The organism is Virgibacillus ndiopensis (genome assembly GCF_900187325.1).
Classification (GTDB): Bacteria; Bacillota; Bacilli; order Bacillales; family Amphibacillaceae; genus Virgibacillus_E; species Virgibacillus_E ndiopensis.
The window spans coordinates 1-24,744 of sequence record NZ_FZMZ01000004.1; the positions used below are offsets into that span (position 1 = coordinate 1).

At 37.6% G+C, this 24,744-nt stretch carries 22 protein-coding genes and 1 rRNA gene; 5 read left to right on the forward strand and 18 right to left on the reverse strand.

Annotation, left to right across the window (positions count from 1 at the left end; translation table 11 throughout):
• Positions 1-126: ribosomal RNA gene (locus CS937_RS02185) — 16S ribosomal RNA — on the reverse strand; the annotation flags it as partial.
• A gap of 682 nt (positions 127-808) precedes the next feature.
• Positions 809-1,525: a class I SAM-dependent methyltransferase gene (locus tag CS937_RS02190; RefSeq protein WP_099156853.1), complete on the reverse strand. Its 717-nt coding sequence runs from the start codon at positions 1,523-1,525 to the stop codon at positions 809-811.
• Positions 1,526-1,687: 162 nt separating this feature from the next.
• Between CS937_RS02190 and CS937_RS02195 the strand changes: the two genes are divergently transcribed.
• A complete protein-coding gene (locus tag CS937_RS02195; RefSeq protein ID WP_099156854.1) occupies positions 1,688-2,467 on the forward strand; it encodes a DUF2268 domain-containing putative Zn-dependent protease in 780 nt (259 codons plus the stop codon).
• 253 nt (positions 2,468-2,720) lie between these two features.
• Here CS937_RS02195 and CS937_RS02200 read toward each other — a convergent pair whose 3' ends face one another.
• Complete coding sequence (locus CS937_RS02200; RefSeq protein WP_099156855.1) at positions 2,721-2,981, reverse strand: hypothetical protein; 261 nt, start codon at positions 2,979-2,981, stop codon at positions 2,721-2,723.
• Positions 2,982-3,236: 255 nt separating this feature from the next.
• Between CS937_RS02200 and CS937_RS02205 the strand changes: the two genes are divergently transcribed.
• Together CS937_RS02205 and CS937_RS02210 are read left to right on the forward strand one after the other, a co-directional pair.
• The gene (locus tag CS937_RS02205) at positions 3,237-3,344 is read left to right on the forward strand and encodes a YjcZ family sporulation protein (RefSeq protein ID WP_099156856.1); all 108 of its coding nucleotides are present in this window, start codon (positions 3,237-3,239) and stop codon (positions 3,342-3,344) included.
• Positions 3,345-3,392: 48 nt separating this feature from the next.
• Positions 3,393-3,533 carry a YjcZ family sporulation protein gene (locus CS937_RS02210; protein WP_099156857.1) on the forward strand — a complete coding sequence of 47 codons (141 nt, stop codon included), beginning with the start codon at positions 3,393-3,395 and terminating at the stop codon, positions 3,531-3,533.
• Between the two features lie 343 nt (positions 3,534-3,876).
• On the opposite strand, the gene CS937_RS02215 is transcribed toward CS937_RS02210, so the two are convergent.
• The 3 genes from CS937_RS02215 to CS937_RS02225 all read right to left on the reverse strand — a co-directional run bounded on the left by CS937_RS02215 (position 3,877) and on the right by CS937_RS02225 (position 7,060).
• Entirely contained in the window at positions 3,877-5,121 is a 1,245-nt protein-coding gene (locus tag CS937_RS02215; protein ID WP_099156858.1) for a metal-dependent hydrolase family protein, read from the reverse strand.
• Positions 5,122-5,136: 15 nt separating this feature from the next.
• Complete coding sequence (locus CS937_RS02220; RefSeq protein ID WP_099156859.1) at positions 5,137-6,303, reverse strand: hypothetical protein; 1,167 nt, start codon at positions 6,301-6,303, stop codon at positions 5,137-5,139.
• Between the two features lie 322 nt (positions 6,304-6,625).
• Positions 6,626-7,060 (reverse strand): GNAT family N-acetyltransferase, encoded by a 435-nt coding sequence (locus CS937_RS02225; protein ID WP_099156860.1) that lies wholly within the window; start codon positions 7,058-7,060, stop codon positions 6,626-6,628.
• Positions 7,061-7,226: 166 nt separating this feature from the next.
• Between CS937_RS02225 and CS937_RS02230 the strand changes: the two genes are divergently transcribed.
• The gene (locus CS937_RS02230) at positions 7,227-8,234 is read left to right on the forward strand and encodes a DUF3231 family protein (protein WP_099156861.1); all 1,008 of its coding nucleotides are present in this window, start codon (positions 7,227-7,229) and stop codon (positions 8,232-8,234) included.
• A gap of 57 nt (positions 8,235-8,291) precedes the next feature.
• Here CS937_RS02230 and CS937_RS02235 read toward each other — a convergent pair whose 3' ends face one another.
• The 7 genes from CS937_RS02235 to gltB all read right to left on the reverse strand — a co-directional run bounded on the left by CS937_RS02235 (position 8,292) and on the right by gltB (position 20,206).
• Entirely contained in the window at positions 8,292-9,455 is a 1,164-nt protein-coding gene (locus tag CS937_RS02235; protein ID WP_099156862.1) for a D-alanyl-D-alanine carboxypeptidase family protein, read from the reverse strand.
• A 115-nt stretch (positions 9,456-9,570) separates the two neighbouring features.
• Positions 9,571-10,734, reverse strand: a complete 1,164-nt coding sequence (locus CS937_RS02240) for an acetylornithine transaminase (protein ID WP_099156863.1) — start codon at positions 10,732-10,734, stop codon at positions 9,571-9,573.
• 1 nt (position 10,735) lies between these two features.
• Positions 10,736-11,512, reverse strand: a complete 777-nt coding sequence (gene argB, locus CS937_RS02245; RefSeq protein WP_099156864.1) for an acetylglutamate kinase — start codon at positions 11,510-11,512, stop codon at positions 10,736-10,738.
• Positions 11,513-11,524: 12 nt separating this feature from the next.
• Positions 11,525-12,751, reverse strand: a complete 1,227-nt coding sequence (gene argJ / locus CS937_RS02250; RefSeq protein WP_099156865.1) for a bifunctional glutamate N-acetyltransferase/amino-acid acetyltransferase ArgJ — start codon at positions 12,749-12,751, stop codon at positions 11,525-11,527.
• Between the two features lie 30 nt (positions 12,752-12,781).
• Entirely contained in the window at positions 12,782-13,819 is a 1,038-nt protein-coding gene (argC, locus tag CS937_RS02255) for an N-acetyl-gamma-glutamyl-phosphate reductase (protein ID WP_099156866.1), read from the reverse strand.
• 201 nt (positions 13,820-14,020) lie between these two features.
• Complete coding sequence (gltD, locus tag CS937_RS02260; protein ID WP_099156867.1) at positions 14,021-15,508, reverse strand: glutamate synthase small subunit; 1,488 nt, start codon at positions 15,506-15,508, stop codon at positions 14,021-14,023.
• A gap of 138 nt (positions 15,509-15,646) precedes the next feature.
• Complete coding sequence (gltB, locus tag CS937_RS02265) at positions 15,647-20,206, reverse strand: glutamate synthase large subunit (RefSeq protein WP_099156868.1); 4,560 nt, start codon at positions 20,204-20,206, stop codon at positions 15,647-15,649.
• A 135-nt stretch (positions 20,207-20,341) separates the two neighbouring features.
• Here gltB and gltC point away from each other — a divergent pair, with 135 nt between their 5' ends.
• On the forward strand, positions 20,342-21,244 hold the full coding sequence (gltC, locus tag CS937_RS02270) for a glutamate biosynthesis transcriptional regulator GltC (protein WP_099156869.1): 903 nt from the start codon (positions 20,342-20,344) through the stop codon (positions 21,242-21,244).
• A gap of 99 nt (positions 21,245-21,343) precedes the next feature.
• On the opposite strand, the gene CS937_RS02275 is transcribed toward gltC, so the two are convergent.
• From CS937_RS02275 to CS937_RS02295, 5 genes are all read right to left on the reverse strand, one after another.
• The gene (locus CS937_RS02275; protein WP_099156870.1) at positions 21,344-22,156 is read right to left on the reverse strand and encodes an enoyl-CoA hydratase/isomerase family protein; all 813 of its coding nucleotides are present in this window, start codon (positions 22,154-22,156) and stop codon (positions 21,344-21,346) included.
• An 83-nt stretch (positions 22,157-22,239) separates the two neighbouring features.
• Complete coding sequence (locus CS937_RS19925; protein ID WP_425445452.1) at positions 22,240-22,440, reverse strand: acyl-CoA thioesterase; 201 nt, start codon at positions 22,438-22,440, stop codon at positions 22,240-22,242.
• A gap of 255 nt (positions 22,441-22,695) precedes the next feature.
• Complete coding sequence (locus tag CS937_RS02285; protein ID WP_099156872.1) at positions 22,696-23,865, reverse strand: thiolase family protein; 1,170 nt, start codon at positions 23,863-23,865, stop codon at positions 22,696-22,698.
• An 18-nt stretch (positions 23,866-23,883) separates the two neighbouring features.
• Positions 23,884-24,288, reverse strand: coding sequence for a MaoC/PaaZ C-terminal domain-containing protein (locus CS937_RS02290; protein ID WP_099156873.1), 405 nt, complete (start codon positions 24,286-24,288; stop codon positions 23,884-23,886).
• On the reverse strand, positions 24,285-24,734 hold the full coding sequence (locus CS937_RS02295) for a MaoC family dehydratase N-terminal domain-containing protein (RefSeq protein ID WP_099156874.1): 450 nt from the start codon (positions 24,732-24,734) through the stop codon (positions 24,285-24,287). Before CS937_RS02295 ends, CS937_RS02290 begins: the two co-directional genes overlap by 4 nt.
• Positions 24,735-24,744 lie beyond the last annotated feature (10 nt).

Consider the following 24,744-nt stretch of genomic DNA (forward strand, 5'->3'; position numbering starts at 1 on the left):
CACCCGTCCGCCGCTCGTTCCACAAACTCACGCCCCGAAGGGCAGAGTTTGCTTCCCGCGCTCGACTTGCATGTATTAGGCACGCCGCCAGCGTTCGTCCTGAGCCAAGATCAAACTCTCCAAAAAAAGTTTGAAATAAGATGACTTACGTCAATCTTATTATTAGTCTTAGCTAAAATTGAAATCAGGGTTTAAAAGATACATAACAGATGAAATCTATCGTTATCTTTTAACCTGTTTTATTCGAAAAACAATTCATGTTTTTCTTGACATACTGGTTGTTTTGTTCAGTTTTCAAGGAACAAATTTGTTAGCTTCAATTAAAAAAGCGACTTTATTAATCTATCACATCAATGACCTTGAAGTCAATAGATTTTTAAAAAGTTTTCTAAATGAATTTAGTTTTAATTCCTAAACACTTACTACTTCAATCACGCTTTGTTTATGCCCCGTTTTTTAACGGCAAAAACAATAATACATTCGTTTAGAAATAATGTCAACAATAGTTTTAGATTTTTTTCGCTACTATTATAGGTGATTTTTCATAGACCCGAATCACTTAAAACTGTGACAGAGCACAAATTAATTTTTCCAAGAAGATCCTTACACATTTTCTCTTATTCTGGTACCGTGCAATATCCGATATTCCCAGACCTGTCCTAATAGCCATTTACATTTTATATGAAAATCAATCTCGTTATATAACTTACTTCCCTTTTTTCCCCTTATTAAACCTCCACTCAATAATTAGCTATCCTATTGTAGAAATAAATCAAAAATCCAAACTCGCTTACACAAAGTATTTCTTTTAAGAGGCGAAGCATTTAAATACACGAAACCCCAAGACATCTTTGTAAGTCTTTGTTAGACGTTCGTGTTCTACTAGAATTTCATAGCATTTTTCATCAATATTTTCTGAAAGTGCAAAATCAGCAACATCATCCACGTCATTATTATCAAATTTGGTTTTTACCTTCTCTATATCAACATGATTGTAACCAGCTTTCTTAAAAAGACTGTACCATTCCGGTTCCGTTAGTAATTGGGGTACCCCATAGAAATCAATGAGTGATGTTAATTCCTCCTCAGAAAATGGATTTTCTAACACCATTTCAATCGCAATTAATACACCATCTGGTTTTAAAACTCTTTTATATTCTTGGATTGTTAATGGAATATCTGTAAAGGCCGTGACCGATTCTGAGAGAACAATATCAATTAAATTCTCATTAAGAGGAAGGTTTTCGGTTTTACCGTGTTTAACCTCAATGGCTAATTGTTGTGCCAAAAATCGTTGTTTTGCTTTCTCCAACATAATTTTATTGCTGTCTAAAGAAATAACATTACAGCCATACTTTTCCGCAATGTAGGCTGACGTTTGCCCCGTCCCACAACCAACATCAAGAACTGATTTTGTTTCATCTAATTCTAAAGCTGATAAAATGTATTTTGTTAAATTTAGACCACCCGGATGCGCACCACCTACACCGAACGCAGCTAAACAATCAAGATATGTGTAACACACGTATCATCCCGCCCTTTTAATAATGATATTAAATTATGCTACGTATAGAAAATTGTTCCATTAAAATAAATGGCATTACGAAGAAAACCGATAGAAATTTCGTAACGATAACTTACTAAGTGCATAAATTATTAAATGAAAAAGTAGTTAGGAGCAGTTAATATGGGTGTGATTAGAACAGATAATTGGCTTCTAGATTCATATGAAAACCCAATAGAACTATGCATAAAGCTAGAATCATATTTTGACGATGTTCATAGTTCCGATATATGCAATTACTTAAGCCTGCATGGGATGTATCGCCAACCCTCAAAAAATGGAAAAAAGCTTATAGATAGCATGAAGAAAAAAAAAGTCTGGGATATCGTAGAAATAGAGGAACAGGACCTTCAAAAAAAGTGGCGAGGACCAGATATTCCTATATTTATTTTTCCATCGGATACAACAAACCGAAAAATCCAGCAAGACTTAAACGGCAAATCAGGTCTCGCCTTTAAGGATAAATTATTTTTATTTGTCTCAGAGGTTAATGTGGAAAAAGAAATAAAAGCATTATTTACCCATGAGTATAACCATATTTGTCGATTATCCAATCATCAAAAGGACGAAAATGATTACACATTATTGGACACGATAATAGTAGAGGGATTGGCAGAGAATGCAGTACGCGAGCATGTAGGTAAAGAGTTTGTTGCATCCTGGACAGCATATTACACTACTAAACAACTAGAATATATGTGGAATAACTTATTATTCCCCAATAGAAGCCTTTCAAAGAAAGATCGCAACCATACGAACATATTGTATGGTTTTCGTCGTTATCCAAAAATGGCTGGATATTGTGTGGGATATTATTTAGTCAAAAAATATATGGAACACAATAGTTTAACAAGTTATGATCTGCTAAGTATCAAAACAGAAACGATTGCTCAGATAAAGTGAAACTTCATTCAATTTGGTGATTTTGTATCCCCCCTATTAATGTTAATTTAAAGCATCAAACATTTACATGGGGTTATTTCCCACACATATTCCAATTATCTTTAACCTACTAGGTAGGAGTTGTATTGCCCGATTAATGCGGGATAAAATAGTAAAAACAGACGAAAAGTACACGTCTGTTTTTACTTACAAAAAAATAAGAAACAATTTTCTAGTAAAGGAATTGTCGGTGAAAATTTCCATTTTGCTACGTCTACCAGAAGAAAAATGGTAGCAAAGCCAACGTTGCAATAGCACCTAATGCGACCCCATAACCGAATCCACCATATCCATAACCAAATCCGCCATAACCGAATCCCCCTAAATTTCTATTGCGTCCAAAAGGCTGTAAAAATACTCTATTGTTATTGACGTTACTAATAATTCCTCTATGAGATCTTCCATCATGGGTTCTTATTTCAACAGCCCTGCCTCTATACCGTTGGCAGAGTCCATAATAATGACCAGCTGACATTCTTTCACCCCCATATCCTCACGAAACATATGACATTATATGTATTACCGCAAATGACAGTAAAGGACATATGCATTGGGGGAAAAGTGGAATTTATAAGTCATTCCACTTTAATTTTAATTACCTTGTCTATACATATTCATGCCCCAGCAGTAGGTTTTTAGCCCAAAAATCCTCAAAATGGGATAATATCCTTACCACTATCGGTACATTCACATATATTATTTTTAACTCAGTCTTGGAGGTGTTGAATTCATGAGTGAAGCAGTTGGAGGTTATGGCGGAGGAGGTTTCGCCTTTGTTGTAGTATTATTTATCCTTTTAATCATTGTAGGTGCATCTTACGTTGGTTATGGATATTAATAATAAATAACTAAATCATACAATTTAGTAAGGTAAGGAGGATTTTAAATGTCATTCGGAGGATATGGCTGTGGCGGATATGGCTACGGTGGACCTGTTGGTGGAGCTGGCTATGGATCTGGCGGTGGGTTCGCGCTAATTGTTGTATTATTTATTCTTCTAATAATTGTAGGTGCAGCTTGGTGCTAATCCTATAACGGTTAGATATAAAGAAATCCCAGTAGCTAAAATTTCTACACTTTGTTTATCACCTGTTACCACCTAACCGACGGGAAATGAGCAGCCTTCTGTTAATTGGCGGGGGGATCCTAATTAGGTTCTCTCCTTTACATACATATAACCAAATGCATATAATTTAACACACTATATGCATTTGGTTATATCTTACTTACACTTACTAATGCTTAAATTGTTATTTCTATTAGAATGTACTATAGACGAGCCTGCAAAATTTATGTTGTTGAGTTGAAAGGTTTCTAAAACATTTGCTTTACATGTTAGATTCTGCCATTTTCTTTATATTCTTTATTTATTAGTATAGTAAATTCTTTTCCATCTTCCCATCTTTTATAACAACCTGCACCGTTGCATTGTCAGAAAGTGAATAAATATTTTCTAATGGATTACCTTTAACAACAATGATATCTGCTAACTTACCAGCTTCTAATGTACCAACTTTATCATCCCAGCCTAAGCATTCAGCAGCAGTTTTGGTTGAGGCAACAATCGTTTCCATCGGAGTCATTCCGATATCAACCATTAATCCTAGCTCCCGTAAATTTGTACCATGCTTCATAACCCCAGCATCAGTTCCCATGGCAATTTTCACACCAGCTTTATATGCTTTTGCTATACTTGCTTTATGTTGTTCAATTACTTCCTTTGATTTTTGAACAGCGGTGTCAGGCATTCCTGTTTCTTTCGCAGTTTCAAGAACTGCAACTGGTGCCAGCAACGTTGGTACGAGGAATGTTCCTTTTTCTAACATCATTTCAATTGCCTCATCATCTAAAAAGATACCATGTTCAATCGAATGAATTCCTGCTTGTACTGCATTTTTAATTCCTTCAGCGCCTTGTGCATGTGCCATTACTTTAACATCTTTTCGAAAACGCCCTTCTTCAACAATTGCTTTAAGTTCTTCTAATGAAAATTGTGTAAATTCTGGATGATCGGTAGCACTCAATACACCACCTGTTGCATGAACTTTGATGACTTCAGCACCTGCTCGCAGCATTTCACGAGTTTTTTTCCGAACTTCCTCTACCCCGTCACATTTACCATTTGGCATTCCAGGGTAATCAGATGGTAAAAGATCAACCGTATTACCGGATATGGTATATCCATCCCCATGGCCACCAGTAATGGTTAATGCATTAATACTTAACTGTAACCTCGGACCAGCTATTAAACCATCTTCGACCGCTTTTTTCACACCTAAATCTGTACCTAAGGCATCTCTAACTGAAGTAATACCCGCGTGTAATGTCGTTTCTAAGTATCTTGAGGCTTGGTAATACATGAATGAAAACGGTGTTTCAAGTCTAGCAGCAATTGGTGAAAACTCCATCATCATATGAACATGTGTATCGATAATACCTGGAAGAATAGTTCCTCCTTGAGCATCGATAACTAGTTCTTCACCTGTAGCTGTGTATTCTTTTTCTGCTCCAACGTATACAATCCGATTGTCATCAACCACTACTACAGAATCTGTCTTTGGTGTTCCACCAGTACCGTCAATCACTAAACCATTTTTTATAATCTTTCTAGTCATCTATTATTCCTCCCTTTATAACGTTTGAACTAATATTCCAGCAACAACAACTGATGCTACCGTCACTGTTGTAAAACCGCCGATTAACATAGGTGATAATAATTCATCAAAAATAGTTTTTTCTTCTTTTTTATTTCTAGCAACACTTCTTGAGACTTCTTCACAGAGTAAATAATCCCCGGGAAAACCAAAAAGGGCCGTTAGTGCTACTGGCATTCCTTTATATGGATGCCATTTAACTAGTTTTGAAGTTATATAGCCTCCAAGTGCGATTCCAAATGTACCAAGTACTAGAATTAAAATGATACTTGGTAGATTATTTATAACATCTTGAGGTGATACGTCCGCCATCGTACCAATAACGACAAAGATAATAGCAATCATTGTAACGGTAAATGAATTTGCTTTTTCAAGAGACTTGGCTTCAAACAATCCGACCTTAAGTCCAACAATACCAATGGTCAAGCACCATAATGTGTAATGAATTGGTGTCACTTCACCTAGTGCGATGCCGATTGCCGCTCCAACAAATATAAAGAATAATTTCAATGTAACGCTCGATTTAAACGGACTTGTCTTTTGTTTCGTATTCGTTTTATCAGGGTCCATAGTAGCAGCAATTTGAACAAAGGTTTCATCATCCAATTCTTTTTGAATCTTAAAGGCGTATCTTCTCATAAAGTTCAAAGCAAGTGGCATTCCCATGACACCTTGGAAGGCAACAATTAATGCTGGGATTACTACTAAACTTGTCATTCCAATTTCGGCTAGTTTTTCTGAAGTAACGATCAAAGCAATAATTCCACCACTAATCGGTCCTATCCCGGCGACTGCTGTCTCATAATCAAAAAGCAATGGAACAATGGTCAATATTAATATCCCAGATATGATAATACCGCCTAATGCAATCACAACAGCCTTCCATTGACTTCTAAGTATAGAGAAGGGAATTAATGTACCCATATGCAATATTGCTGGACCAACTAATATCGCTCCTAAAGCTGCAAATGTTGATTTCTCCAAAATATCTTCAGGAAAAATACCTGTCCACTTACAAACCAAAAAACCTACCATCGCTGTCAGCAGCATCGGAACTCTTGCTCTCGACACAATCGACAGCCACTCCCCTAGTGCAATTAAAGCAAAGATGAAAACTGTAGCAATAAGTGGATTACTAAGCATAAAAACCCTCCTCGAAATTAATATTCAATACTATATCACCGTAAAAATGTTTTGTCTATACTTTTTCAGACTATTTCATACAGTAATAATATTTTAACTAGGTTTATTATTTCTAATAGAAAATAATTTATCAATCGAATAACATAGCATGTTTACAACAAAGAAAGCGATTACGTATTTATAGAATATTAGAATAGGAGGCTTAAATTTATTGGGAAAAGTTTCTACATAATAGTTTTAGAATTTTTTATAACTATATAAAAAACGACACTACTTTTTAAAATAGCGTCGTTTTTCAAACCTTGTTTAATAACTGCTTTATTTATTTATTTAAATGATGCTTAAACACGTAACTCACTTTATCATAATTCATCTTTTCCTCATAAAAGCGATGTGCATCAACTCGCTTTATTCCTGAGGATAAGGCTACATTTTCATAATTATTTTCTTTTGCCCATTCGTGAACATAGTTTAGTAGTTTCTCGCCAAAGCCTTTTGAACGATAATTCGCATGTGTAACTAAATCACAAACCCACACAAATCTACCATAATAAAGTGTTATCATTGGTTTAAAACCAGTAACCGCAACAATTTCTCTATCATTAATTAAAGCAAACATTCTGTAGCTATCCTTCGCTTGAGCATCCATTACTAGATCAAGATAAGCTGTTTCATCAAGATGTGTTCTTAACTGCTTCATAACCGGAAATGCTTCCATAATATCTTTTTGAGATTGAAGTTCTTTAATTGTATTCATTGTAGGGCTCCTTTTTTAGGCTTATAAATTTTATTTATTATTATACAAGTGTTTAGGAGAAAGTTCATCGAAACCATCCCAATTACAAATACTGTTAAACATGAATATTACACCCGTTTAAGTCAAAGAATACTTAATAATACAATTACCTGGAGGATTGAATACTGTGGTTACTGAACACCATACAAAACTGACTTCTGCAGAACTATCGCAACTTTGGACATCTTTTCAAAATGACAGTGGCTCTATATGTATATTGAAGTATTTTTTGAAGACTGTTGAGGATTCTGAAATACAATCCATTTTAGATCATGCGTTACAATTATCCCAATCGCATATACAAAAGCTTACAACTATTTTTACGGAAGAAAATTATCCACTTCCAAAAGGGTTTTCGAAAGATCAGGATTTAAACATAGATGCTCCACGTTTATTTTCTGATGTTTTTATGCTTCAGTTCATGAAACAATCTGCCCAAATATCTCTAAATGGATATAGTTTTGCCAAGACTTTGGCAGTACGATCAGATATTGATCAATTTTATGCACAATGTCTAGCTGAAGCGAACCAATTAGATACGATGGCAAAAAATATGCTGTTAAGAAAAGGGCTTTATGTACGATCTCCTTATATCCCTTACCCTAAAAAGGTTGATTTTATCAAAAAGCAGCGTTTTCTCACTGGGTGGTTTGGTGAAAGAAGACCACTGCTATCATTGGAGATTACAAACCTTTTTACCAATTTTCAACGTAATGCGTTAGGAATAGCAAACTTGATTGGTTTCAGTCAGGTTGCAAAATCGGAAAAAGTTACCCTATTCTTCATACGCGGTAAAGAAATCGCCACTAAACATAATGAAATCTTTAGCTCTTTATTAAGAGAAGGTGACCTACCTATTCCAATGAGTTCAGACACTTATGTAACAGAGTCCAAGGTTGCTCCGTTTTCAGACAAACTCATGTTGTTCACTATTACAGGCTTGATTTCATTAGGCATTGGCTATTATGGCACAAGCATATCCACCAGTTTAAGGCGGGATTTAACGTCACACTATGATCGTTTTATCCATGAAATCCTGAAATACTCTGAAGATGGTGCAAACATTCTTATCGAAAACGGATGGATGGAAGAACCCCCACGTGCAAGTGATCGTGATAATCTAACGAATAATTAATGAAATGAATCCTAGTTCATTTCATATATAGAAAATGCAGAGAACCAAAACGGTTCTCTACAATTTTGCTTTCTGTTTCCTACGATAGAATACACCTGTGATACATAAAACAATTACAACCAAGACAAAAGCTATTGCAGATAAATAATCTCCAAATATTGAGCTAATCTTTACATCATCTTTCATGGTAATTGTCTGGCTATCTTCTTTTACTTTTTTCAATGGATAGGAAGCTAATACAGCCCCTGATTCACTTGTAATCTCTAAAGTATCGTTTTCATTTACTTCGTTATTGACTTCGTTATTTAACCTATGGGTATAAAATAATTTTTTTGAAGTCTTATACTTTTGTTCATGAAACGTAAATGTTGTTCCTTTTGATATACTGGATGTTTCAAAGTTATTAAATCCATAGTCTAGTAGATTAATAGTATCACTATACGCAGCAGATTCTAAATAACTATTTAATGTAATGACGATTAGACTTAGATTTCCTCGTTCAGCTGTTGTTGCCAAATTAAAACCAGACTGTGGAATATAACCAGTTTTTCCACCAGTTATTCCTTCATAAGGTATCTGTCTCATTAATTTGTGATGGGTTAGAAGCGTGGTATCCCAAGCCTCCCCATTCCACTTAAGTTTCTTTATACCAAATATTTTCCGAAATGTTTCATTTTGTATTGCATATTGCGTAATTTTTGCCAGGTCTTCTGCTGTAGTGACATGCTTTTGATCAAAAAGTCCGTGGGGATTTTCAAAATGTGTATTTTTTACACCAATTACGTTTGTTAAATACTGATTTATATCCATTGAAAATTGTTCAACGCTTCCACTCAAATGCTCTGCAATCGCTACACCAGCATCATTACCAGAATTAATTAACAATCCTTGCAAAAGCTTTTTTAACGTAACCCGTTCTCCCTCTTCCAGGTAAACCCTAGTACCCTCTGTATCTCTTGCCTTCTTACTTACGGTAACCTTTTCATCCAAATTACTAGTTTCTATTGCAAAGATGGCAGTTGCAATTTTAGTTAGACTCGCCGGATACATTGGTTTAGAAGCATTTTTTTCATAAAGGACTTTGCCAGTTTTGGAATCTATCATAATGGCTGATTTACTTACTAAAGTAGGGGGTGAGGTACTTGGTTCACCATGGACAGTTTTGATCAGTAATGTGTTTAGAACAGCAATAGTTGTCAAAATTAGTATAATTTTTCTCACGATAACACCTACAATTTTAATAATCTAATCGATTTTACCCTTAATCATTTTAAACTATTTTTATGAAAAAGTCGTATTATGTTATAAAATTGTAGATAGATTGTAACAGGATAATTTAGGAATAAAGTAAAACTTCATTTTCTATTAACGTTTCACTAATGAGCTCCACAGCTAAATCGATTTCCTTGGCTGTAACCGTAAGTGGTGGTAACAAACGAATCACATTTTGCCCCGCACTCAATACAAGTAACCCTTTTTGCATTAGTTGGTTAATAACTGTAGAAATATCTCTAGTACATTCAATACCAATCATAAGCCCCTCACCACGTATATCCGAAACAAGTGAAAGATTACTAACCTTTTCGATTAATCGCTTCTTTAAATTCTCCCCCTTTGTCTCAACCTGTTGTAAAAATTCAACTTGAAAAATATGTTGCAAAACAGTATGTGCCGCCGCCATGGAGATCGGATTCCCACCAAAAGTTGTCGCATGTGATCCTGGACCAAACACATCATAAAATTTACGTTTCGCAATTATTGCACCAACTGGAACACCGTTTCCCAGTCCTTTTGCTACAGAAATAATATCAGGTGAAATACCATAATGATTATACGCAAATGGCATTCCTGTTCGACCAATCCCAGTTTGGACTTCATCGACAATCAATAGGATATTATTTTGTTTACACATTTGCTCAAGGTCTGTTACAAATGATTGATTTGCTGGAATAACTCCACCTTCTCCTTGGATAACTTCAAGCATGATTGCGGCAGTATTTTCATCGATTGCATGGTTTACTGCTTCCACATCATTAAAAGGTACATATTCAAATGTGTTTAGCATCGGTCCAAATCCTTGTTGAATTTTTTCCTGACCTGTTGCTGCCATTGCACCAAAGGTTCGCCCGTGAAACGATTGATTAAACGTAATAATTTTTGTTTTACCAGTCGCCTTACGCGCTAATTTGATTGCAGCTTCATTCGATTCCGCACCACTATTACAGAAGAATACGTAATCACCCGAACTATTCTCAACAAGCAATTTAGCAACATCTTCTTGAATGGAATTGTGATAGAGGTTTGATACATGCCAGTACTTTTGCAGTTGCTCCTCAATCGCTTTTTGTACATCTGGGTGCCGGTGTCCTAAGTTACAAACACCAATCCCAGAACCAAAATCAAGATATTTCTTACCATTTATATCTTCTACTGTTGTTCCATTTGCCTTAGCCACGGATAAATCAATCCGTTTGTACGTTGGTAATAATGCACTTTTCATACTAAACAACTCCCACTGACTTTTTAATGACTGTTCCGACTAATTTCGTATTTTGGGCAAGTCCTGATTGATTCCCATCGATTATCATTACTTCTTGCAAATTCTCATGTAAGCTTGCAATGGCTGCACGTACCTTGGGGATCATACCGCCATGAATGATGCCTTCTGTAATTAATCTCTCAATATCTGAATCTGTTATGGAATTCAGTAATTTATCATCTTGCATAACACCTGGTACATCCGTCACAAATATTAATTTTTCCGCTCCAATAGCCTTGGCCACAGCACCTGCCGCTGTATCTGCATTAATATTGTATCGAACACCAGCATCACCAATGGCGATTGGCGCAATGACTGGGGCAATCCCAAGTCCAATTAGCTGCAATAAGAATGAGACATTCACATCTACTATATCCCCTACATAACCATACCGGGCAAAATCCTTTGCTTTCGCTTTCAAAAGTTTTGCATCCGATCCAGAAAGCCCAACAGATGGGATACCAGCATTATTGAGCCTTCTTGATAGCGCATTATTAACCTGACCAGTAAGGACTGTTTCAACGACATCCATTACGGACTTTGTTGTTTTCCGTAGACCATCAACGAATTCCGATTCAACCTTTTGAATTGTTAGCATGTCCTTTATTGCCGGACCGCCTCCATGGACAATAATTGGTTTTAATCCAGCTTTTTTCAAGGTAACTAAATTGGTAAAAAAACGATTTGACAGCATATCGATTGTACTACCTCCACATTTCAGCACAATTATCCCGTCCACCTGATCCCCTCCCTATGATCGATAACTTGCATTTATGCGAACATAATCATATGTAAGATCACATCCCCACGCCTTGCCTATCCCCTTCCCCAGTTTTAAGTCAATCCGTATTTTTACAGTTTCATTTTCCAAAATTCGAGATACTTCTTCCTCAACAAAAGGTAACGGCTGACTATCTTCTAGCAGCTTTACCGATCCTACTGCGATGTCAATGGTGTTTACATCAACAGCCACTTTACTATAACCAACAGCTGCAATAATCCTCCCCCAATTAGCATCTGCTCCATATACAGCCGTTTTAACAAGCGATGAACCAACAACAGATTTTGCGACTTGATTAGCTTCACTGTCATTTCGTGCACCATTCACCTCTACCTCAATTAACGTCGTTGCACCTTCACCGTCACGCGCAATCATTTTGGCTAGATCCTCGCACGTTTTACGTAATAACTCCACAAAAACATCCCATTCACGATGTTCAGGAGTTAGGCTTTCATGTCCGGTTTTCTCGCTGGCCATAACAAGTACCATGTCATTTGTTGATGTATCCCCATCGACGGTAATACAATTAAACGTTTTGTCCGTAACTTCATTTAATGCTAATTGCAACATATCCGATTCAATTACCGCATCCGTCGTAACAAATGCGAGCATCGTTGCCATATTCGGCTCAATCATACCGGAGCCTTTTGCCGATCCTGCCATTGTCACCTTCTTCCCATCAATAGTTGTTTGATAACAGGTTGACTTTGTAGATACATCTGTCGTTAATACAGACTCATTAAATTGATAGACACTATAATCAGTTGCATCTGGTTTTAGTCGTTTAATAGAAGGAATAATTTTATCCATGGGCATGACTTGACCGATTATGCCGGTTGATGCTACCGCTACATAATGTTCAGGAAGCAGAAATTGTTTAGCTGTAACACTTCTCATTTGATATGCATCTTTCTCTCCTTGCTTTCCCGTGCACGCATTTGCATTTCCGCTATTTACGATTACTGCTTGAATCTTACCATCCTTAGCAATACTTTCTTTTGTAACCCGAAGTGGTGCTGCTTGGATAACATTTGTCGTATAAACAGCTGCAGCATTTGCTGGTACGTCACAGGTAATGATTCCTAAATCATTGCGTTTTCTTTTCACGCCTGAATGTATACCTGTAGCTTGAAAACCAGCTGGTGTTACGATTGACCCTTCTTCCTTTTTAGTAATTTGCTTATCAATTGTGAGCAAATTAGAACCTCCTTTCTATGGACCGTAATCTTATGGATAAACTGGAACAAAATGTAAACCAGTTTTTTCATCAATTCCGAGCATCTTATTCATATTTTGAACGGCCTGACCTGCTGCACCTTTCATAAGATTGTCGATAACGGAGACAACCATTACGCGATTTGTACGGTGATCATAGTCAAGAGAAATATCACAAAAATTCGATCCATATACTTCTTTTGTACTTGGAAATATCCCTTGCTCTTTAACCCTGACAAAAAAAGCATCCTGATAGCTATCCTGATATAACGCAACTAGCTGTTCAATGTTTATTTCCTTTGTCACATTGGCATACATTGTTGCCATTAATCCCCTCGTCATTGGTGTAAGATGTGTGCTGAATGTGATAGGACTAACTGCAGCATTCCATCCGGAGAGTACTTGTTCAATTTCTGGAGTATGCTGATGTTCATTCACCTTGTAAATTTTAAGATTGTCATTCATTTCAGGGTAATGAGTTATGGTGGAGGCGTTTCTTCCGGCTCCAGTTACACCTGATTTTGCATCAATAATTATTGAGCTCGGATCAATCAAATTGTTTTTTACTAGTGGTGCAAGACCTAATAATACTGCTGTCGGATAACAACCGGGATTGGCGATCAACTTTTTTTCTGCTATATCCTCCTCAATCCACTCCGTCAAACCGTATACAGCTTCTTGAAGCCAATATTCATCTCCTGCTTCTTTTTTATACCACTTTGTATAAACGGAAGTATCTTTCAAACGATAATCACCTGATAAGTCAATTACCTTCAAGCCTTTGTTCATCAACTTTGGAACAAGCTTGGATGAAATTCCCGAAGGTGTTGCTGTAAAAACAAGTTCGACATCCGATGCGATTTTTTCAGGATCAATTCCTTTTAGGTTCTGCTCTACGATTGACTCTAAATGCGGATAGCTTTTTTGAATGGGTTTATCCTGTTGACTTGAGGAATGGATGGAATGAATAGACACTTCTGGATGCATGTTGAGAATTCGAATTAATTCTGCTCCCCCATATCCAGTCGCTCCGATAATAGCGATTTTCAATTGTTTCTCCTCCTCTCAAAATTTTATATCCCTTATTATAAATTGTATAAAAATAAAGTCAATTGTATTTTTATACAATTTATAAATATTTTTAGAACTATGCAATTACTGCATAGTTCATGTAAAAATCAATATGTCATATTCAATTGTTATGCAAAATAAAATAAAACAGTTTTAACCTCTACTGAAAGGATTCTATGGTTACACTTCCAAATACGAAGGCAACACTGAGCTTCCCATCAAATACTGATCAACCTTTCGCGCTACTTCTCTTCCCTCGTTAATTGCCCATACAATTAAGCTTTGCCCGCGTCTGGCATCACCAGCCGCAAATATATTTTCCACATTTGTCGAAAAGTCTCCGTATTTTGCTTCCACTTTATTATTCGTCGCTTTCACACCAAATTGTTGGAGTAATGACTGCTCAGGACCCTCAAACCCAATCGCAATAAACACAAGCTGTGCTGGCCAAACTTTTTCCGTTCCAGGGATTTCGTTAAAAACAAACCTGCCATTTTCGTCTCTGAATTTTTCCATCTTAACTGTATGAACCTCTTTTAAATCTCCATCCTCATCAGAAACAAAATGCTTCGTTTGAATAGAATAGTTTCGTGGATCCTCACCCAATTTGGCTGTAGCCTCCTTATGCGCATATTCAACGGTAAAAACATTTGGATATTCAGGCCACATATTGCCTGTAGTTCTGGCTAATGGCAGCTTTGGATGTTTACCAAATTGAACTACACTGTTACATTCCTGACGAAGTGCGGTTGCGATACAATCTGCACCAGTATCCCCGCCTCCTATGACAATTACATCCTTTCCTTTAGCATTAATGAAATCGTTCTCTCCATTAAGTAGGTGTTTGGTAGAAGCTGTTAAATAATCCATTGCAAAATGAATCCCGTTTGTTTCTCTTCCTTTCATAACCAAATCGCGTTGTTTTTGTGCACCCGTACATAAAATAACTGCTTCGTGTTTATCCTTTAATTCTGCTGCTGAAACGTCCTTTCCAATTTCAGTGTTTAGTACAAAATCAATTCCTTCTTGTTCTAACAGTCTAACCCTTCGTTCTACAACATCTTTTTCCAGCTTCATATTTGGAATACCGTACGTTAACAGTCCACCAGCACGGTCAGCACGCTCATAAACGGTTACGGTATGACCAGCCTGGTTCAGCTGGTCTGCACTTGCCAAGCCTGTTGGTCCTGAACCAATAATAGCGATCGATTTGCCAGTTCTTTTTTGGGGAATTCTTGGTGTCATCCAACCATTTTCAAATCCTTTATCAATAATGGCCCGCTCAATACTTTTGATTGCTACAGCAGGATCAGAAATAGCTACAGTACAAGAACCCTCACAAGGAGCTGGACAAACTCTGCCTGTGAATTCCGGGAAATTATTCGTTTTTAGCAACCTATCTAATGCTTCTTTCCACTGTCCCCGATATACCAGATCGTTCCACTCAGGAATTAGGTTATATATGGGGCAACCTGAAGTTGCTCCATTTATGACATCACCCATTTGACAGAAAGGTGTACCACAATCCATACACCGTGCTCCCTGCCTACTTAATACGTCATCTTTAAAAGGAGCATCGTATTCTTTCCAATCATTTATTCGTAAAAGGGGATTGCGTTCATCTGCTTCTTCACGCTCATAATCCATGAATCCTGTAGTTTTTCCCATGTATACACTCTCCTTCCTTGGTTGCTTAGGAAATGTTAAATTTTATTAATGTGACGTCCAGATCCAGCGCTAAGCTGTGATGGACTTCCCTCACCACCGTACAATAAGTCCAACATCGATTCGCTTACGCTTTTGTTCTTATAATGGTAGTGCTTCTGGCTTTTCGGATTGTGTAAGCCTTGACTTTTTTTCATTTTTTGATTGAAAAGCACTCATCGCGGCTTCATCATCAGTTAAACCTTCATTCTTGTATGCCTCGATTTTTTCCAACATTAATTTATAGTCTTTTGGAATAACTTTTACGAATTCTTTCTTTGTTTCATTCCAGTTGTTTAGTACGTACGTTGCTTTTTGACTTTCTGTATAATGATAATGGTTTTGAACCATTTCTTTTATTTCCATCAACTCTTGGCCATCTGAAATAGATTCTAATTCTACCATTTCCCTGTTACACAAATGCTTAAAGGCTTCGAGGTTTTCAGTAAGAACATAAGCTGTGCCACCTGACATCCCAGCAGCAAAGTTTTTACCAACGCCGCCTAATATAACAACACGACCACCAGTCATATATTCACATCCATGGTCACCAATTCCTTCTACAACAACATTTGCACCACTATTTCGAACTGCAAATCGCTCACCAGCAAATCCATTAATATATGCTTCTCCACTCGTAGCGCCATAAAAAGCAACATTCCCTACGATGACATTATTAGATTCATAAGGTTTTGCTTCTACGGGAGATGTCACAACCACTTTTCCGCCAGACAAGCCTTTTCCTACATAATCATTAGCGTCCCCAGTTAAAAATAATGACATGCCCCTTGGAACATAAGCACCAAAACTCTGTCCTGCAGATCCCGTGAATCGTAATTTTATCAAGTCTTCAGGTAATCCAGCCTCACCATTTCGCTTCGAAATCTCACTACCTACGATTGCTCCAACGACACGATTTGTATTTTTAATAGACAACGAGAGTTCTACGTTTTCGTTTCTTTCAATAGCCGGTAGTACAAGTGGTAAAATTTCACGTAAATCTAGCGACTCATCAAGATGATGGTTTTGTTTGGTTTGACACGTTCTCGAACCATTCACCTGGTACAGTAATGTCGACAAATCTAAATGCCTTGCTTTCCAGTGTGATTTAGCTCGTTCACTAACAGCTAATACATCTGTCCTTCCAATCATTTCTTCGACCGTTCTAAAACCTAACTGTGCCATGATTTCTCTTACTTCCTGCGCAATGTAGTACATAAAATTAACAACATGATCAGGATTACCCATAAATTTTTTCCTTAGTTCCGGGTTTTGTGTTGCAATACCTACTGGGCATGTATCCACATGGCAAACCCGCATCATCACACAGCCTAGAACAACAAGAGGCGCTGTCGCAAATCCGTATTCCTCAGCACCAAGTAGTGCTGCCATAACGACATCTTTTCCAGTCATCAGCTTACCATCGGTCTCCAATACAACCCTATCTCTAAGATCATTTAACATTAACGTTTGATGTGTTTCAGCTAGACCAAGCTCCCAAGGAAGTCCTGTATGCTTAATACTTGTTTTTGGTGATGCACCTGTACCTCCATCATATCCGCTAACAGAAATGACATCAGCCTTACCCTTCGCTACACCGGAAGCAATTGTGCCAATTCCTGCCTTCGCAACTAGTTTTACACTGATACGGGCATCTCGATTGGCATTCTTTAAATCGTGAATCAATTGCGCCATATCCTCGATTGAATAAATATCATGGTGCGGCGGTGGTGATATGAGCCCTACCCCTGGTGTTGAACCACGGACTTCAGCTACCCATGGATATACTTTTTTCCCAGGCAATTGTCCACCTTCACCGGGTTTTGCACCTTGTGCCATCTTAATTTGTAATTCATCGGCATTAACGAGATAGTGGCTATTTACACCAAACCGTCCTGATGCGATTTGTTTAATAGCACTTCTACGAGAATCTCCATTTTCATCTGGTACAAATCGTCTCGGATCTTCTCCGCCTTCACCACTATTGCTTTTGCCGCCAATTCGGTTCATCGCAATAGCTAATGACTCATGTGCTTCTTTACTTAAAGAACCAAACGACATAGCCCCTGTTTTAAATCGTTTTACAATCGATTCAACAGACTCCACTTCTTCTATTGCAATTGGGGTTGTTTCCTTAAACGTAAATAAATTTCTTAGAAAATTGATGCGTTCTTCATTTGCTGCTTTTGAGTATTGTTTAAATAAATCATAATCTCCTCTACGACATGCCCATTGCAAGGTATGAATTGTTTTCGGATTAAAAGCATGGTGTTCACCGGTTTTTCTCCATTGAAAATCACTTCCCGAATCAAGTGTTTGATCAACATCATTTGCATAGGCAGCATTGTGTCGTTTTATCGCTTCATCAGCAATCGTATCCAAGTCAATACCACCTAATTGTGTGGCAGTTCCAGTAAAATAACGATCAACCACAGCTTTACTAATTCCAATTGCTTCAAATATCTGAGCTCCACGATAGCTTTGGATTGTGGAAATACCCATTTTAGACATTACTTTAACAACGCCTTCTGTTATCCCCCGAATATATTTACCAACTACATCCTGATAACTTAATGCCAAATTGTTTTCTTTAATCGTATGACTCAACGTTGCATATGCCAGATATGGATTGATAGCATTTACTCCATATCCAATTAAGGTAGCAAAATGATGAACCTCTCTCGCTTCACCAGTTTCAGCAATAATACTTACCTTCGTACGGCTACCTTGTCTAACAAGATGCTGATGCAGGGCACTTACAGCTAAGAGTGACGGAATCGCAACTGCCTCCTCATCCATATTTCGATCTGACAGAACGAGAATACTTACACCTTCTGCAATTGCCTCCTCAGCCTGTTGAGATATCTGTTCAAGTGCACCTTCAAGATCTTCATAAAATAACGTATCAATTGTCTTACTCTTAAACCCAGGGTAACTATCCGATTTCAAGAGTCTTAATTGCCGATTTGAAATGATTGGCGTATCCACTTGAAGTCTACGGCAATTCGTTTGATCCGGATGCAAAATATTTCCTTCAGGTCCTAACAGACTAGTGGTAGATGTAACGAGTTGTTCACGATATGCATCGATCGGAGGGTTCGTTACCTGTGCGAATAACTGCTTAAAGTATGAAAATAATGATTGAGGATAGTCTGATAGTACTGCTAATGGAACATCATTCCCCATTGCACCAATGGGATCTTTTTCATCCGTTACTAAAGGAATTAGATATTTATGAACATCCTCATACGTATATCCAAACGCTTTTTGTCGTGTCACTAAATTGTCAAAAGGATTTTCCTCTAACATTTCTACTTTATTTTTTAATTTTACAAGCTGATCATCTAACCATTGACGGTACGGCTCGTCATTAGCCATTTCCGTTTTAATTTCATCATCCGAAATAATCCGTCCTTCTTCCAAATTCAGTAAAAGCATTTTTCCTGGACTTAACCGGTCTTTATACAAAATGTTGTCCTCTTCAATATCAACGACTCCTACTTCTGAAGAAAAAATCAGATAGTCGTCCTTCGTCACATAATACCGTGCTGGTCGTAATCCATTTCGATCCAAAATGGCACCTATTTGCTTGCCGTCCGTGAATGAAATAGTCGTTGGTCCATCCCAAGGCTCCATAAGCGAACTATGATATTCATAAAAAGCTTTCTTCTCCTCCGACATATGCGGATTTTTAACCCAGGGCTCAGGGATCAGCATCATGGCTGCATGTGCAGGCTTTCTACCGGCCAAAACAAAAAATTCCAAGGCGTTATCTAATATGGAAGAATCGCTTCCATCTGCATTTAGGATTGGCAGTACTTTTTTCAAGTCATCACCGAAGGCATCGGAAATAAACTGTTCTTCACGAGCTCTCATCCAATTGATATTCCCTCGTAACGTGTTGATTTCACCGTTATGCATTAAATAACGATTCGGATGCGCCCTTTCCCAGCTTGGAAATGTATTTGTACTGAATCGTGAATGTACCATCGAAAAAGCAGACACAAAATCTGCGTCTTGTAAATCAATGTAGAAAGCATCTAATTGTTCTGGAAGTAATAACCCTTTATATACAATCGTTTGGCTCGAAAGGCTGGTAAAGTAAAAACCCTCTTCTCTTTCTGAAGCCACTTTTTCCGCTTGCTTGCGAATGATATATAACTTGCGCTCAAATTCTAGATCTTCTTTGATCGTCGGACTAGCGCCAATGAATACTTGGCGGATTACAGGACAGCTTTCTTTTGCCTTATTTCCGACTTTTCCGACATTTACAGGTACAGTTCTCCATCCAAGTACTGTTTGACCTTCTTGTTTTATAAAGTTATTAATTTGCGCTTCCGCTTCTTCGCGATAGCTATCTTCATTTGAGAAAAAAATCATGCCAACGCCGTAGCGTCCTTTTTCAGGCAAGTTCATCTCCGAACAAACTTTATAAAAAAATGCATGAGGGATTTGAACCATCAATCCTGCTCCGTCCCCTGTTAATGGATCACTACCATGTCCACCACGGTGATCTAGTTTACAGAGCATGTGTAATCCTTTTTGAACAATATCGTGAGTCGGAACTCCATTTATATGTGCGTATAAGCCGATTCCACATGCATCATGTTCAAATTCTGGGTGGTATAGGCCCTGAGCTTCAGGTATTTGATTATAACTCATATATATCCCTCCCATTAATGTCGGTAAATTCCGTAAATACTGTGTATTATTAATTATAGGTTTTCAAATTAATCTAAACAATATATAATTTAGATTAAAACAATCTCTTTTTGAGATGAATGGTGGGAATACACAATGGAACTGCGTCAATTACGCTATTTTATGGAAGTTGCAGAACGTGAACATGTTTCAGATGCAGCGGTTCACTTGCACGTTGCTCAATCGGCAATCAGCAGACAAATTGCTAATTTAGAAGGGGAACTTGGCGTTTCATTATTTGAACGAGAAGGAAGAAATATTAAATTAACACAAATCGGAAAAACATTTTATAACCATTGCGAAATCGCAATGAAAGCTATTGATAACGCCAAAAAACAAATCGATGAACATTTAGACCCTGAACGTGGAACAATTAAAATTGGATTCCCAACGAGTTTGTCTAACCACCTGCTACCAAATGTTATCTCGGCTTTTAAAAATGAATATCCCAACGTTTCGTTTCATTTACGACAGGGGTCTTATTCTTTTTTGATTGATTCGGTTAAAAAAAGTGAAATCGATGTTGCTTTTCTAGGTCCGGTCCCCAAAGAAGACCCTGAGATTGAAAGCCATATTCTGTTTACTGAAAATATTTTAGCGCTTTTACCATTAACTCATCCTTTGGCAGAAAGGAAAAGTCTGTATCTTACCGATTTAAGAAATGATGAATTTGTTAGCTTCCCAAAAGGGTTTATACTGGAAAAAATAATTATCGATGCATGTAAACAGGTTGGATTTGAACCGAAAATCTCTTCAGAGGGAGAAGATTTGGACGCCATCAAAGGACTTGTTTCTGCTGGTATTGGCGTTACCCTCTTGCCAGAAAGTACATTTCACGAATCAACACCGAGGATGACGGTTAAAATTCCTCTTGAGATACCTGAGGTGAGAAGAACGGTTGGTGTTATTAAACAAAAAAACAAAACGCTGGCTCCATCTGAAAAGGTGTTCTATTCGTTTGTGAAGGAGTTTTTCTCAAGGTTACAGCGATTTCAGTGAGTTTTGTTTTGCTTTACCACTTCTTTTTGCATGTTATCGATCCCCTTTTGTACCAAAACTAGGGGAGGCATGATGACTCCCCCCTTTTAAATAGCTACACTATTTTTGACTTAATACCCCTTTGTCAGCTTTTCTAAAATTCGGCTGACGCTTCTCTTTAAACGCTTGAACGCCTTCTCGATGATCTTCTGTAGAAACGACTGTCGCTTGTGTAATACGTTCCTGTTCAAGAACTTCATCAAGGCTTGAAGTGAGAGATTGATCGGCAATCTTCTTTATAAAACCATACGCCTTTGCAGGACCATCTGCAATTTTAGCAGCAAATTCATTTACCTTTACTTCAAATTCATTTAATGGATAAACATGATTAATAATACCTAAAGAGTGGGCTTCGTCAACCGTGATTGGTTCTGCACTGAATAATAACTCTTTAGCACGGTATGGTCCGATTAACCTCGGTAGAAAATACAACCCGCCACCATCAGAAATTAAGCCAACTTTAGAAAAACTTAAGACAAATTTACTTCCTTCTGCGGCTAGGATCATATCACATGCCAATGCAAGATTAAACCCAGCACCTGCAGCAAATCCATGTACAGTGGCAATGATTGGTTTTTCCAAATCCCTCATCGAACGAATTAACTCATTTAATTCACCAATATGCTCATATGTCTCGATTGCACTTGCTTCACCCATTGTTTTTACATCTCCTCCAGCACTGAATGAACGACCTGAACCTGAGATGGTCACGACACGAATCGTTTCATCATGTTTAGCCCGTTTTATCGCATTTTTTAATCCTATGATCATTTCAGGGCTAAAGGCATTTAAACTATCTGGGCGATTCAAGGAAAGATGCATTACACCTTCGTTAACTTTGATCAATAAATGGTCATTTTCTTTCTGTTCCATAATTGTTTCTCCTCCAATGTTAGCTATAATAAAGCTATTTACCGATATTTTTGTCTGGTATTTACGGATAGATAATTCATCATTTAGTAGGCATGGTTGGCCATTTTACTTTTTAGATTATCTCGTAACACTTCTGGAATTATTTTCGTCTTTTGCTCCACATTATTAAAACAAACAATCGTAGCAAAAGCCTGGGCAACAACTAAACCTGTATCTGCATTTGTGAATACATGCTTGACACTAAAACTTTTCGTTCCTATCTTGGCGACATTCGTGGAAACTATTAGTGTTTCACCAGCATATGTCTATGCTACATAATCACATTTGGTAGAGACTAAAAAAAGATAAATACGAATGCTTTTGGTCTTCACCGATCCCAATATCCTTGAAGCATTTTTTTCGATCCTCCTCAAGGTACAAATTGCTTGTATTATTAACGTGACCAGCAGCGTCTGTTTCAATAAATCGGCATATACCTCAAATTTCATGTGATGCTGTCATCATTTCCCCCTCCATCTGATAATTACGGATTAACATCCTCACTCACGTTCAATAATAGTTGCGATTCCCTGACCCCCACCAATACAAGCGGTAATTAGAGCATATCGACCTTTTGACCGTTTTAATTCATAGACAGCTTTTGTTACAAGAATAGCTCCTGTTGCACCTAGTGGATGACCATGTGCAATCGCTCCACCGTTAACGTTTATCTTTTCTGGATCCATTTCAAGCTCACGATCGCAGGCAATCACTTGGGCGGCAAAAGCTTCGTTAATTTCAATAATATCCATATCATATAAACTAAATCCGGCTTTTTCCATGACCTTTTTTGTAGCTGGAACAGGTCCAATTCCCATGATATTAGGATCAACACCAGCTACCGCTGATGCTCGAATAGTGGCTAACGGAGTAACGCCTAATTCGTCCGCCTTTTCTCTCGACATGACGACAAGGGCGGAGGCAGCATCATTTAAACCAGAACTATTTCCAGCTGTTACAGTACCACCTTGAAGAAAGGCTGGCCGTAGCTTTGCTAATCCTTCTTTTGTCGTTTCTGGACGTGGGTGTTCGTCCTTTTTAAATAAAATTGGTTCCCCTTTTCGAACAGGAATAGTGATTGGAACTATTTGTTCGTCAAAACGAGCTTCTTCCATGGCTCTAGCCATTCTTTGCTGACTCCGAAGGGCAAATTCATCTTGTGCTTCTCTTGTAATTTGATATTTTTTCACCAAATTTTCTGCTGTAATTCCCATCGGGGGATTCCCTATTTCTTCTGGTGAAAGCTGAGACTTTCGAAACTTTGGTAGTGCTGAACTATATGCTTTCTCAGCACGATCCAATAGGTATGGCGCACGGCTCATGCTTTCTATTCCACCAGCAATATATACATCCCCATCCCCTGCATTAATCGCTTGAGCGGCCAAGTTAACTGCGTTAATTCCAGAACCACATTGGCGATCAATCGTTAATCCAGGTAAATCTATTGACAATCCTGTCTGCAAAGCTGTTAACCGTGCGATGTTTCCCCCACCACTTAAAACATTTCCCAGAATAACATCATCGATTAACTGTGGATCCATGTTTAACCGTTTGATGGCTTCTTTTATTACTTCCGCTCCAAAAATATGTGCTGGTACAGAGGCTAAGGCACTTCCTTGCCTGCCTATTGGTGTTCGAACAGCTGATACAATAACAGCATCTCTTTTCATAAAATTTTACATCCCTTTTTATTGATATTTTTTAAAGTTAATCTTTCCTTTAATAACTTCTTTTTCATCTTGATTAACCGCCATCACTTTAAAAATCATGTGCGTCACACTTGAATCCTGCACTACTGCCTTGAGCGTCACCACATCCTCAAGAAAAACCATACCGGAAAACCGTATCGTATAATCTTGAATAAAACCATCTTCTAAATATGGTGTGAAAAGTTTGGATAAGTTGCCCATCGTCCACATTCCATGGGCAATAATTCCAGGCAATCCCGCTTTCGTTGCTTCCTTATCTATCGTGTGGATTGGATTAAAATCTCCAGAAGCACCCGCGTATTTAATTAAATCAATTCTAGATACAGGTTTAAGTGTTATCTCTTCAAGTGAGTCGCCTGTTTGTAAATCCATTAAACGTTTCATCGGACCAGTTCCTTTCTTACAGTTTCAGTTATAATAACAACCTGTTTTTCCGTAAATATGGTATTCTCTTCTGAATCCTCACCATATCTTTTTAAAATAATAAAACCCATTAAGCCATTACCACCATTTTTCTCATAATAATCCGCTACCTCCATGTAACAGTAAATCTCTTCACCTACTAGTAATGGTCTTTCATAATGATAGGTTTGTTCCCCATGTATTAGCCCTTTGTTAGGAAGGTATAATTCATCAATCGTCCCGTATTCAAAGACACGAGGAAATGTTGGTGGTGCAATATTTTGTCCATATCTTGATTCTTTTCCAAACACTTCATCAATAAAGATAGGATGTGAATCACCAATTGATTCAGCAAATTTCTTTACCATACCACGCTCCACGATATTTTTAACTTTATCGGATCGTTTTCCTATCACTTCGTTAAACATACTTATCCAC

Bases quoted from the DNA above. Each gene is read 5' to 3' on its own strand.
- CS937_RS02285 (WP_099156872.1), bottom strand. From the start codon at position 23,865: ATGAAAAGAGATGCTGTTATTGTATCAGCTGTTCGAACACCAATAGGC.
- CS937_RS02220 (WP_099156859.1), bottom strand. From the start codon at position 6,303: ATGCTTAGTAATCCACTTATTGCTACAGTTTTCATCTTTGCTTTAATT.
- gltC (WP_099156869.1), top strand. From the start codon at position 20,342: ATGGAACTGCGTCAATTACGCTATTTTATGGAAGTTGCAGAACGTGAA.
- gltB (WP_099156868.1), bottom strand. From the start codon at position 20,206: ATGAGTTATAATCAAATACCTGAAGCTCAGGGCCTATACCACCCAGAA.
- CS937_RS02215 (WP_099156858.1), bottom strand. From the start codon at position 5,121: ATGACTAGAAAGATTATAAAAAATGGTTTAGTGATTGACGGTACTGGT.
- CS937_RS02240 (WP_099156863.1), bottom strand. From the start codon at position 10,734: ATGAAAAGTGCATTATTACCAACGTACAAACGGATTGATTTATCCGTG.
- CS937_RS02210 (WP_099156857.1), top strand. From the start codon at position 3,393: ATGTCATTCGGAGGATATGGCTGTGGCGGATATGGCTACGGTGGACCT.
- CS937_RS02290 (WP_099156873.1), bottom strand. From the start codon at position 24,288: ATGAAACGTTTAATGGATTTACAAACAGGCGACTCACTTGAAGAGATA.
- CS937_RS02275 (WP_099156870.1), bottom strand. From the start codon at position 22,156: ATGGAACAGAAAGAAAATGACCATTTATTGATCAAAGTTAACGAAGGT.
- CS937_RS02200 (WP_099156855.1), bottom strand. From the start codon at position 2,981: ATGTCAGCTGGTCATTATTATGGACTCTGCCAACGGTATAGAGGCAGG.
- gltD (WP_099156867.1), bottom strand. From the start codon at position 15,508: ATGGGAAAAACTACAGGATTCATGGATTATGAGCGTGAAGAAGCAGAT.
- CS937_RS02225 (WP_099156860.1), bottom strand. From the start codon at position 7,060: ATGAATACAATTAAAGAACTTCAATCTCAAAAAGATATTATGGAAGCA.
- CS937_RS02205 (WP_099156856.1), top strand. From the start codon at position 3,237: ATGAGTGAAGCAGTTGGAGGTTATGGCGGAGGAGGTTTCGCCTTTGTT.
- CS937_RS02295 (WP_099156874.1), bottom strand. From the start codon at position 24,734: ATGTTTAACGAAGTGATAGGAAAACGATCCGATAAAGTTAAAAATATC.
- CS937_RS02195 (WP_099156854.1), top strand. From the start codon at position 1,688: ATGGGTGTGATTAGAACAGATAATTGGCTTCTAGATTCATATGAAAAC.